Raw genomic sequence first — 12156 nt, 5'->3', positions numbered from 1 at the left:
TTGAATAAGGTTAGTTAGAAATCGTTAACTGCCGGTTGTTGCGGGTAATTGACAACCCATACAGCCGGGTTAAGGTAGTCAGCAGCAATTCCGGTTGCCGGGCAGGAACGCTGCCGGAAAATTTCTTCACGGCCAGTTGCGGTTTGGTGAAAGTGATTGTGTAGCCGTACGTGTCTTCGAGCAGGGTTGCAATGTCGCGGAGGGGTGTTTTATCGAAGATCAGGCGGTTATTCCGCCAGGAAGAATACGAATCGGGATCGACCACCGCCTGAATAATGGACGAACCATTTTCCGGGACTTCGACCAGATCACCGGGCTGCATCAGAATGGGTTTCTGGCGGTCCGTCCTGGGAATGGTCAGGCGCACTTTTCCGGTTGCCAGCACCACCCGCGAGCGGGCGTGCCGGTTGTTAACGTTGAAGGTGGTACCCAGAACTTCCACGTCAACCGCATTGGAGTGAACGCGGAACAGGGCTTGCCCGGAGGCCGGTTTTTGGCGGATGTTAAAGAAAGCTTCCCCGTCGAGCCAGACCTCCCGGGTTTTTTCCGGATCCCAATGCGTCGGAAAAGTCAACCGGGTATTGGCATTGAGCGTAACGATCGACTGGTCGGGGAGGGTAACGGTTTTGGTTTCGCCAAACCGGGTGGCAATCACCGTCGTGGGTTCCGGCCGGTAAAGCTGAAAGAGAAAGTAGGACAGTATAAAAATACCGGTAAAAACCGCTGCGGCCCGCCAGGCGTTTTCCGGCAAAACACGGGAAGCACGTTTGACAGGTGCGGTTTCGGTCCGCTCTTCGGCCGCGATTTCCGCCTGGAGGTTCTGCCAGACTTCAACCATCGCGCGATTGGCATTGTAGTTTTGCCCGAATTTCAGATCCAGAATAAGCTGTCGCGCTTCTTCCAGTTCAGAAGCTTTGTTTGGATGATTCTGAAGCCAGGTTTCCCAAAATGAATTTGTTGCGGCATCCGGTGCAATAACCCACCGCTGAAACGATGCGTCTTTGACAAAATCCGAGGTTGTAAAATCCTGATAATCCATGCCCGTCCGTTGGCTGAAAATCCTGTTTTTCTTTCAAGACAGTCAGCCCAGGCCGATCTCATCAATTTTTTCAAAAAATATTTCAATTTAATTACGGGGAACCGCACCGAATACCGTAAACTGAAAACCGTACCCCTATTTTGGATACGTCCGCAACACGTGAATGGTTACGTAAAGTTGTCCGACGTGGCGCTGGGTGTGTTCGGCGGCATGAAAAAGCAGGCCCAGGACGGTTGAGGGGAGCTGTGCCCGGCCAATGCCCCGGAAATCCGTCAGCGTTTGTTCGTCGGTGGTTTTCAGTTGCTCGACGGCCTGGTCGACCTGTTCATGAAACCGGGCAACCAGATCCTGAACCGGTTTTTCCGAGTGAAACGATTTTCCTTCCGAAGCCAGCCATTCGCGTTGGGAATTTGATAACGATTCGTTTTTGGCGTAAGTGAAAAGTCGGTCCAAAACACCGGTAAGGTGCTGTAAATGAAAGCCGACCGACGCAACACCCGCCGGTTTTTGCCAGAGATAATTGGCCGGAAAACCGCTCATCAGTCCCTCAACTTCTTCGCGGGCCTGCAACAATGCGTGAGCTACCGGTTGCAAAAGAGGAGGGACTTCGGGTATGGGGCCGCGTTGCCAGACTTCGGTTTTTGGGGTGGTTGACATCGATTCGGGTTGTGGATAGATTGGGATAAAGCTGGAAAAAAATAATTATTTGATGGCGGCCAGAACGCGTTTGAACAATTCGTCGGGATTGCCGTCGTGCCACCGCCAGACGATCACCAAATCGTGTTCGGGATCGATCCAGATGATGTTGGAACCCGCGCCAATGGCCGCAAAACTGGTGGCGGGTGAAGCAGGCCAGGCCTTTTTTTCGGTATTGAGCCACCACAGATAGCCGTAATCCTGACCCGTCGGGCCGCGTTGCACCGATTCCTTGAACCAGTTCGCTGAAATAAGTTGCCTGTCCCGCCAGCGTCCATTGCGCAAAGCCAGATAGCCAAACCGGGCTTCGTCGCGGGTGCTGATCCAGAGTCCACCCCCCCAGCGGGTTCCACCACTCACGGACGACATCATTTTTCCGTCAATCGGCACCCGGGCGTTCGGATAGCCGACGTACTGCCAGGTATTGGACGCGCCGATGGGGTCCATGATTTCGTCTTTCAGCACATTCGGGAGCGGTTTTTTCCAGAGCCGAAGCATCGACAACGCCAGCCGGTTCACCCGAACGTCATTGTATTCGTAAAAAGTGCCGGGTAGTTGCAATTCGCGCGGTTTTCGTTCTCCGCGCCCGTATGCCGTTTTGCCCACAAAGTCGTGTTTTTTACCCCATAACTCGCCTTCCCATTCACTTGTTTGCCGAAGATGGTGTTCCCAGGTTACTTTGCGGTTTTGCTCCGAATCGTAGCCCCCATCCTGAATGGAATTCACCACCGGATCATGGACATTGCGGATCAAGCCGCGGTCGATGGTTAAGCCGACAATCGTGGAAAGAACGCTTTTGGCGGCACTGTAGGTGGGGTCCGGGCGATCGGTTTCGCCCCATTCTGCCACGATGTAGCCGTGCCTGAGAATGATCCCGTTGGTCGGAGCACGGTCGGAGGGAATGGGCCCCAGCAGGGTTCCGAAAATTTCTTCCTGCGTCGAGAAATCGCGGGGCATTTGCCTGGTTTCCTGCTGTTTGGCAAACGCGACGGCCTGCTGCAATACGGCGCCGTCCATACCGACCTGCTCCGGTTTCCGACGTTCCCAGGCCGTGCCGGGAGCGGGATAATAGACCGAAGTTGGAGCCGTCACTTGTTGGGCGGGACGCTGACAGGCCGATAAGACCAGAAGGACAGCAAACGAAACGGGTTTGAAGCGAATCATACGGGGTTGAGCGTGAAATCCTGAGAGCGGTGAGCTGGATTGATCAGCAAAATAAACCAATCAGAGCAAAAGAAGAAGGACGATAAATAAAGAAATGGGCCAGTTTTCACGCAAATTGGCCAATGCCCGCTGCAAAATGTTGCTGACCGACTGCGGTTTGATCGTCAGCAGTTCGGCAATTTCTTCGGGGCGCAATCCCTGAAAAAAACGCAGGTAGATCACTTCCCGCTGGCGTTCCGGCAATTGCGCCAGCAACTCGCCTACTTTGGCTCGAAAGCTTTGATCGGTTTCCTGCTGAATGTAAACCTCTTCGCTGGAAAATTCGGGCTGTAATTCATCGAACCGGCTGTCCAATTCAATGCGGTCTGGGTTGGTTTTCAGGGTTTTAAACAGCTGATTCCGAAACGATTTGAGCAAATAAAACTTCACGGAGGGCGTGTCGTTCAGCGTCCTGCGATGCAACCACAAATGCACCAGCACATCCTGTAGCGAGTCTTCCACCAATTGCACATTGGGCGTAAACTTTCGTCCGTAATGAATCAGCTTGCGGTAATACCGCCGGGTCAGCTCGGTATAGGCTTCTTCATCACCCACCCGAAAGTGTTGCCACAGAATCGAATCGTCTGTATGTGAGGAGAATTGCGCCAAAAGAACCTGCAGTTTATACCCTCAAAGATGCAAAAAAATCATTGAAGGAGATAATAAAAACGCGATAACCGTAAAATTAACATTTATCAGCAGAACTTTAATTTGATTTACGAATTCGCTGTCCAGATTAGTACATATACTGTCCGATTCTGGACAATCCCGCCGGATTTCATGCGATCAAATGCGCCAGATTTAGCCAGAATCGCCCTTCTTCCAGATTGGCAGGAGATTTGATTTGCATAATTATAACTAATCGATTCTGACCCATTAATGACTGAACCTGGTGAAGCTGCTGCCCAAGGACAATCCTGAAAACCCACCGCCCCAACCACCGCGCTGGGCCGACCGGCTGCTGGTGTGGTTTGTGGCTCCGCACCTGCTGGAAGATTTGCAGGGCGATCTTTACGAAGTATACTGCAGGCGGCTGGAGCAGGTGGGTTCGGCGCAGGCCGGGCGGGAGTATGGGCGGGCGGTTTTGCACTACCTGACGCCCTTTTTTTACAAGCGAAAACCGACAGAATATCCTCAACTTTCACCCCTTCACCCCGACATGATTCGTAATTATCTGGTGGTTGCCTGGCGCAACCTGATTCGCAGCAAATCCTTTTCGGCCATCAACATTCTGGGGCTTTCTATTGGCATGACCTGCTGCATGTTACTGCTGCTGCACATTCGGAGCGAGCTGTCGTTCGACCAACACCATCGGGATGCTGCCAATTTGTATTTGGTAAAAAGTGACGTCATTTATCCGACGGGTGCGCAGGAAGAAAACCCCCGGCAGTCGTCGCCGTATGCGGCCGCGTTGAAAGCCGAATTTCCCGAAATCGAGCAGGTTACGCGCTTGAAAACCAATTTTAGCGAAAGCAAAGTACTGCTTCAGGTGCGCGAAGACGACCACCGAGTGCAATCGTTTTACGAAACGAACGGTTATCAGGTCGATTCCACGTTTTTTGACCTCTTTACCTATCAATTTACGGAAGGTAACCCTAAAACCGCCCTGCAGGATGTTCACTCGGTGGTCTTGTCGGAAGCGGTCGCGCATAAACTGTTTGGCGAAAAACCGGCGTTGAACCGGGTCATCAAGATTAACGGACAAACCGGCAATGGCGACAACTTCCGGGTGACGGGCGTCTACCGCGACGAAAGCGCGCGTTCCCACATTGACGCGCGGTTTCTGGTGCCGATGTCGGCGGGCTGGGTTGGGAGTTTTTTGCGGGAACAATCGCAGAATTTCTATTACAACAATATGTTCCACACCTACCTGCGTCTTCGCCCGGGGAGCGACGCGCAACAGCTGAACCGGAAACTGCCCGCTTTCATCGAAAAATACGCCCGCGAAGGACTCAAAGGATCGGGTTTTGATAAGAAAATCTCGCTGTTGCCGGTTTCTGATCTGCATTTGTACGGGCAGATGCGGGAGATTATTACGCCAACCAGCAGCATGACTTACCTGTATATTCTGGCTTCCATTGCGGTTTTTACACTCCTGATTGCCTGCATCAACTTCATGAACCTGGCCACGGCGCGATCGGCGAAACGGGCCGCCGAGGTGGGTATCCGGAAAGTGATGGGAGCGGGGCGTGGGCTGCTGATCCGGCAGTTTCTGGGTGAATCGATGTTTCTATCAGCTATCGGACTGGTGCTTGCGTTCGGGCTGGTGGCCGTTCTGTTGCCGGTTTTTAACCAACTGACCGGGAAGCAACTGAACTTTCGGGAACTGATTGAACCGGCAATCATCGGCTCTTTTATTGGGCTTACGCTTCTAACCGGTTTACTGGCAGGGAGTTATCCGGCTTTTTATCTTTCCGTTTTCAATCCGGTTCAGGTACTTAAAGGCCGGTTTGTCAACAGCATTTCCGCCATTGCGCTGCGCCGGGGGCTGGTGGTCTTTCAGTTTGTAATTTCCGTCGGCCTCGTATTTGCCACGGTGGTCATTCAGCAGCAGATGCGGTTTTTGCAGAACCAGCCGTTGGGTTTTACGAAAGAGCAACAACTGGTGATTCCGCTCCGTAGCGATGAGGCCCACAAAGCGTATGCGAGTTTGCAAAGTGAAATCCGGCAAAACAATCAGGTAACGGGCGCATCAGGCACCAAATTTTACCCCGGTATCCGGAGCCCAAGCGACGTTGGTTTATACCGTCCCGACCAGAATGTTGGCCAGGCCCAGTACGTCAAAACCAACTTTGTGGGACCGGATTTTATGCATTTGATGGGTTTCCAATTGCTCCGAGGACGGATTTTTTCGCCAAAATTTCCCGGTGATACCAATTTGCGGATGGTGGTCAACGAAACCACGTTGCGCAAATTGGGCATTCCACTGGAAAAAGCCGTCGGGTATCAACTGAAATTCGGTGACAAAGGCGACGCTTCGCTGGAAATCGTGGGTGTCGTGAAAGATTTTCACTTTGAAGATCTTCATCAGCCGATTCAGCCGTACGCTTTTCTGCTGATGAACGATGCGAACAGCTACAACTACCTGATTGTTCACGTCAATACGGCGCAGGTCGACAACGTTCTGGCGTTTGTGGAGCAAAAATGGAAAGAACAGGTCCCCGACGAACCGTTCGAATATTCGTTTATCGACGAGGATTTCCAGCGGAATTACCAGACTGACGCCCGAACGTCCGCGATTGTGAGCTATTTTACCGGCATTGCCATTCTGATTTCCTGCCTCGGTTTGTTCGGCCTGGCGGCTTTTGCGGCTCAGCAGCGAACCAAGGAAATCGGGGTTCGGAAAGTGCTGGGCGCGTCGGTCGGTAGCATTGTCGGGCTGCTCTCCAAAGACTTTCTCAAATTGATCGCGATTGCCCTCCTGATTGCTTCCCCATTGGCCGGATACGCCATGAACCACTGGTTACAGGGATTTGCCTACAAGATTTCGATCGAGTGGTGGATGTTTGCATTGGCAGCATTGCTCATCATAGCCATTGCCCTGTTAACGGTTAGTTTTCAGAGCATTAAAGCCGCCTTGATCAATCCCGTGAAAAGTTTGCGAAGCGAATAATCCAAGTCGTGTTTATCCTGAAGAGCATCGCGTTCAACCCGTGATGCTCTTTTGTTTTAAAGTAAAACCGGAAGCCAATTTCCCCCGCCGTTAAAGAAGCCGGGAACACTAACTTACTAAACGGTATTTGGTTTAATGCCCGAAAAAATGTTATATTGACCAAAATCTACATTTAACCTTTAGTTTTTTAGCTTGAAATTCTCAGACTTTGGCTTCGATGACCGGTTGATGGAAGGCATCGACGCCATGAATTACGATACACCGACTCTTGTACAGGAACAAGTCATTCCGCTGATCGTGGCGGGTAAAGATCTCATCGTTTCGGCCCAGACTGGTACGGGAAAAACCGCTTCGTATCTGCTGCCCATCCTAAATAAAATTACCACGGCCGGGCCCGATGATAACATCAAGGCACTCGTCATTGTGCCAACGCGGGAACTGGCTATCCAGATTTCCCAAAACCTGGAAGGATTCTCGTACTTTACTTCCGTTAGCTCAATCGCCGTCTACGGCGGGGGCGATGGCGCTTCGTACAGCACGGAGCGGCAAGCCTTGTCGGGTGGTGCCGACATCGTGATTTGTACGCCCGGGCGCATGATCAGTCACCTGAACATGGGGTACGCCAAAATCGACAAACTCCAGTACCTGATTCTCGACGAAGCCGACCGCATGCTGGACATGGGTTTTTACGGCGACATCGTGAAAATTATTTCATTTCTCCCGACCAAACGCCAGAGTTTGCTCTTGTCGGCCACGATGCCGCCGAAAATCCGGGAGCTGGCCCGGAAAATTCTGCACGCGCCGGAGGAAATTACCCTGTCGCTGTCAAAACCGCCCGCCAAGATTGTTCAGGAGGCATTTGTGGTTTATCAAAATCAGAAAATTGCGCTGGTCAAATTCTTGCTGAAAGAGCATAATTTCCCGTCCGTACTGATCTTTTGCTCCCGAAAAGAGAATGTCAAACAACTCGCCCGCGAACTGAAACAAGCCGGTTTTGCCGCCGAAGCCATTCATTCCGACCTCGAACAGACCGAACGGGAACAGGTGTTACTGGCTTTCCGGAGTCGGAAACTGAAGATTCTGGTGGCCACCGATATTCTCTCCCGCGGTATTGATATCGACAATATCGATCTGGTGATCAACTACGACGTTCCGCATGATGGCGAAGATTACGTGCACCGGATTGGCCGCACGGCCCGTGCCGAAACCACCGGCATTGCCTACACCTTCATCAGTGAAACCGAACAACGGAAATTCTCTGCCATCGAACGGCTCATCGGCGCACCCGTCACCAAAGTCCCTTTACCCGCACATCTCGGCGAAACGATAGAATACAATCCGGGGAAAAGCGGCTCGTTCCCGCAACGAAAAAGACGACCTGGTACTCGAAAAAGTTCTTCCAAACGCCCGAAAAGCAGCGGAAAGCCGTCCTGAGGGTCCGGCGGACTTTAATCCATGTATAAATTGCACGAACAGGAACAGTCGCTTCCTGTTTTTTTATGCCTTTTTATTTCCAGCTAAAATCCGCCTTCAACACTGGATTATTTCGAGTAATAATTTTGTGATTTCATAAACGTATAAAATACATTTATTTATATATTTGCCCTCGAAGCCCGATCGTTCGTAGAAAGGCGCACGCAACCTAATAATCCTGCAATGATTTTTATTGACCATCTTGAAGCCTGGTTTGTAACCGGCAGTCAGCATTTATACGGTGAAGAAACCCTCCAACAGGTTGCGGAACATTCACGCACGATCGTGGATGCGCTGAACGAATCGTCCGGAATCCCGGTAAAGATTGTGTTCAAAACCGTTCTGACGGGCCCCGACGAAATCTACCGCTTGTGTCTGGAAGCCAACAGCGCACCCAATTGCATCGGGCTGATCACCTGGATGCATACGTTTTCACCCGCTAAAATGTGGATCAACGGCCTGAAGATTTTGCACAAACCGCTGCTGCACCTGCATACCCAGTTTAACCGCGACATTCCCTGGGAAAACATCGACATGGACTTCATGAACCTCAATCAATCGGCGCACGGCGACCGGGAATTCGGGTTTATCAACTCCCGTTTGCGGCTGGAACGCAAAGTCGTTGTCGGACACTGGGAAGACCCGGAAGTCCACGAACGGCTGAACGTCTGGGCACGTGTAGCTGCGGGCTGGCATGATTTACAGGGTGCCCGGTTTGCCCGCTTTGGTGACAACATGCGGGAAGTTGCCGTTACGGAAGGGGATAAAGTGGAAGCCCAGATTAAGTTCGGTTATTCCGTTTACGGCTATGGCATTGGGGATCTGGTGGCGTATGTCAGCCAGGTAAGTGATCAGGAAATCAATACGTTAGTGTCTGAATATGAACAGCGATATCAAATCGTTGCCGAATTGCGAAGCGCCGGACTCCGCCATGAATCGCTCCGGGGTGCCGCAAAAATTGAAATCGGGTTACGCGGTTTTCTGGAAGATCACAAAATCAAAGGATTTACCGATACGTTCGAAGACCTGCACGGCCTGAACCAGCTTCCCGGAATTGCCGTACAACGACTGATGGCCGACGGCTACAGTTTCGGGGGCGAAGGCGACTGGAAAACCGCAGCGTTGGGCCGGGCCATCAAAGTGATGGGCGTGGGACTTCCGGGCGGTAGTTCGTTCATGGAAGACTATACCTATCACCTTTCGCCGAACGGTTCACGGGTTTTAGGAGCCCACATGCTCGAAATCGACGAGTCGATTGCCGACGGAAAACCGTCCTGCGAAATTCATCCCCTGTCGATCGGCGGCAAATCGGACCCGGTTCGGCTGGTTTTCAACGTCGCACCCGGCCCCGCCATCAATGCCTCGGTGGTGGATATGGGAAACCGCTTTCGGCTGTTAGTCAACGAAGTAGACGTGGTGCCGACGGAAAAACCGCTGCCCAAACTGCCCGTTGCCCGCGTGTTGTGGGACGCCAAACCCAACCTGAAAACGGCGGCTGCCGCCTGGATTCTGGCCGGTGGTGCCCACCACACGGTTTTCAGCAAAGCGATTACGTCCGAATACATGGAAGATTTTGCCGAAATGGCGGGCGTCGAATACGTCCTGATCAACGAAGAAACCCGGATTCACGCATTCAAACAGGAACTGCGCTGGAACGAAGCCTACTATAAGAATTATTGATGATGATCGATGCATGATGGAGTGCTGACTCAAGGCGCTCCCATTCATGCAGCGTTCATCATTCATCACTCCTAATTCCCAAAACCATGTTTGTAATTGGTGTAGATTTTGGAACGGATTCGGTACGGGCAGTTTTGGTCGATGCCCGGACGGGTGAGGAAGTGGCTTCGGGGGTTCACGAATACCCGAGGTGGAAAACCGGGGCCTATTGCAATCCCGCCCGCTCGCAGTTTCGGCAGCATCCGCTCGATTACCTGGAAGGACTGGAAAAATCGATTCGGGAAACCCTGAGTCAGGTTTCGCCCGAAATGATTGCCGGCATCAAAGGGATTTCAGTCGATACGACGGGTTCCACGCCCGGGCCGGTCGACGAAAACGGAACGCCATTGGCGCTGCTTCCCGAGTTTGCCGACAACCCGAACGGCATGTTTATTCTCTGGAAAGATCATACGGGCAATCGGGAAGCGGAGGAAATCAACCAACTGGCGCACCGCTGGGATACGGATTTTACGAAATACGTCGGCGGTATTTATTCCTCGGAATGGTTTTGGGCCAAAATTCTGCGGACACTGCGCGTGGATGAAGCCGTTCGAAAATCGGCTTTTTCGTGGATCGAACACTGCGACTGGATTTCGGCGGTTTTGACCGGAAACACCAATCCGCTGACCTTGAAACGCAGCCGGACGGCGGCTGGTCATAAGGCCCTCTGGCACGAAGAATTTCAGGGCCTGCCTTCGCAAGAATTTTTGACTGCCCTCGACCCGCTGCTCGCCGGTTTGCGCAATCGCCTGTTTGCTCAGACGTACACTTCCGATGAACCGATGGGCACGATTTCGGCAGAATGGGCCGAAAAACTCGGTGTTCCAGCCGATGTCGTCATCGGTGTGGGGAGTTTCGACGCCCACATGGGAGCCGTTGGGGCCAATATCGAGCCGTATGCGCTGGTGAAAGTCATCGGGACCTCCACCTGCGACATGCTCATGGCACCATCCGAGGACGTGGGCCATTTGCTGATTCGCGGGATTTGCGGTCAGGTCGACGGCTCCATTGTGCCGGGGATGCTCGGCATGGAAGCGGGCCAATCCGCCTTTGGCGATCTCTACGCCTGGTTTGGTCGACTCATTTTGGAACCGATTGCCGGTTTATTGAACCAACAGGGGAAGGCCGATGAAATTGCTGCCTTACAAACCGCCCTGATTCCTTACTTATCCGAGCAGGCGAGTCAATTGCCGGTGAGCGAAACGGATGTCATTGCTATCGACTGGCTGAACGGTCGTCGGACGCCCGATGCCAATCACACGTTGAAAGGGGCAATTTCCGGTTTAAACCTCGGCAGCAGTTCCGCTCACGTTTTCAAGGCACTGGTGGAAGCAACGGCTTATGGCGCGCGTCGGATCGCTGAGCGGTTTGTGGAGGAAGGCGTTCCCATTCGTCAGGTGATTGCCATCGGGGGTGTCGCGCGGAAATCAGCGTTCGTGATGCAGACCTTGGCCGATGTCATGAATGTACCGATCAACGTGGCCGAATCCGACCAGTGTTGTGCGCGGGGAGCCGCCGTTTGTGCCGCCGTTGCCGCCGGTATTTACCCGACTTTTGCCGAAGCGCAACGGGCCATGGCCTCCGCTTTCGATGCGGTTTTTACCCCTCGCCCCGAACGAGCGAAAGTATACGATGTTCTCTATCAGCGATACCTAAGCCTGGGCGATTTTATCGAAAAAAATACTTGATAATCAATTTAATATGAGTAATTACCAGGCCTTGAAAGAACAGGTGTACGAAGCCAATATGGAAATTCCGCGGCAGAAGCTGGCAATTTATACGTTTGGCAACGTCAGTGGGATTGACCGGCAAGCGGGTGTCGTCGGCATCAAGCCGAGCGGTATTCCTTATGATGAATTAAAACCGGCGGATATTGTCATTGTCGATCTGGAAAACCGGGTGGTCGAAGGGACGATGCGCCCTTCGTCGGATACCAAAACCCACACCTTGCTGTATCGGCATTTTGAACATATTGGCGGCATTTGCCATACGCATTCGACCTATGCCGTCGCCTGGGCACAGGCCATGCGCGAAATTCCGAACCTGGGCACGACCCACGCCGACCATCTGGTGGCATCCATTCCGGTGACGGAGGTGATGACCGATGCCATGATTCAGGGCGATTACGAACATGAAACCGGGAATCAAATTCTGGATGTGTTTAAAAATCAAAACCTTTCAGCGGAGGAAGTTGAAATGGTTTTGGTCGCTTGTCACGGGCCGTTTGCCTGGGGGAAAAATCCGGCCAAGGCGGTTTACAACGCCACGGTTTTGGAAGAACTAGCTAAAATGGCGTACCTCACCCTGACAATCAATCCCGGTACACCGACCATCAAACAAAGCCTGATCGATAAGCATTATTTCCGGAAACACGGCAAAGACGCTTACTACGGACAAGATTATTAACAAACCT

9 protein-coding genes are annotated in these 12156 nt (G+C 52.3%); 5 read left to right on the top strand and 4 right to left on the bottom strand.

The genetic code is table 11. The annotated features are described in order from the left end of the window. Positions 1 to 10 precede the first annotated feature (10 nt). From EHT25_RS05595 to EHT25_RS05580, 4 genes are all read right to left on the bottom strand, one after another. Positions 11 to 1039 (bottom strand): FecR family protein, encoded by a 1029-nt coding sequence (locus EHT25_RS05595; protein WP_124871863.1) that lies wholly within the window; start codon positions 1037 to 1039, stop codon positions 11 to 13. 135 nt (positions 1040 to 1174) lie between these two features. Continuing rightward, complete coding sequence (locus tag EHT25_RS05590) at positions 1175 to 1696, bottom strand: DinB family protein (RefSeq protein ID WP_124871860.1); 522 nt, start codon at positions 1694 to 1696, stop codon at positions 1175 to 1177. 45 nt (positions 1697 to 1741) lie between these two features. Beyond that, positions 1742 to 2899 carry a serine hydrolase domain-containing protein gene (locus tag EHT25_RS05585; RefSeq protein WP_124871856.1) on the bottom strand — a complete coding sequence of 386 codons (1158 nt, stop codon included), beginning with the start codon at positions 2897 to 2899 and terminating at the stop codon, positions 1742 to 1744. 60 nt (positions 2900 to 2959) lie between these two features. Further along, complete coding sequence (locus EHT25_RS05580) at positions 2960 to 3547, bottom strand: RNA polymerase sigma factor (RefSeq protein ID WP_185731287.1); 588 nt, start codon at positions 3545 to 3547, stop codon at positions 2960 to 2962. A gap of 283 nt (positions 3548 to 3830) precedes the next feature. Between EHT25_RS05580 and EHT25_RS05575 the strand changes: the two genes are divergently transcribed. The 5 genes from EHT25_RS05575 (at position 3831) to EHT25_RS05555 (ending at position 12149) form a co-directional block, all read left to right on the top strand. Then, positions 3831 to 6551 carry an ABC transporter permease gene (locus EHT25_RS05575; RefSeq protein ID WP_221622244.1) on the top strand — a complete coding sequence of 907 codons (2721 nt, stop codon included), beginning with the start codon at positions 3831 to 3833 and terminating at the stop codon, positions 6549 to 6551. A 192-nt stretch (positions 6552 to 6743) separates the two neighbouring features. Then, positions 6744 to 7985: a DEAD/DEAH box helicase gene (locus EHT25_RS05570; protein WP_124871850.1), complete on the top strand. Its 1242-nt coding sequence runs from the start codon at positions 6744 to 6746 to the stop codon at positions 7983 to 7985. 222 nt (positions 7986 to 8207) lie between these two features. Beyond that, positions 8208 to 9704, top strand: coding sequence for an L-arabinose isomerase (araA, locus tag EHT25_RS05565; protein ID WP_124871847.1), 1497 nt, complete (start codon positions 8208 to 8210; stop codon positions 9702 to 9704). An 86-nt stretch (positions 9705 to 9790) separates the two neighbouring features. Further along, the gene (locus tag EHT25_RS05560) at positions 9791 to 11431 is read left to right on the top strand and encodes a ribulokinase (RefSeq protein WP_124871844.1); all 1641 of its coding nucleotides are present in this window, start codon (positions 9791 to 9793) and stop codon (positions 11429 to 11431) included. Between the two features lie 13 nt (positions 11432 to 11444). Continuing rightward, a complete protein-coding gene (locus EHT25_RS05555; protein WP_124871841.1) occupies positions 11445 to 12149 on the top strand; it encodes an L-ribulose-5-phosphate 4-epimerase in 705 nt (234 codons plus the stop codon). The last annotated feature ends 7 nt before the right edge of the window (positions 12150 to 12156 follow it).

This window comes from Larkinella rosea (assembly GCF_003858635.1).
Classification (GTDB): Bacteria; Bacteroidota; Bacteroidia; order Cytophagales; family Spirosomataceae; genus Larkinella; species Larkinella rosea.
Note: the sequence above shows the minus strand (reverse complement) of the source record. Positions and strands in the feature narration are given on the sequence as shown.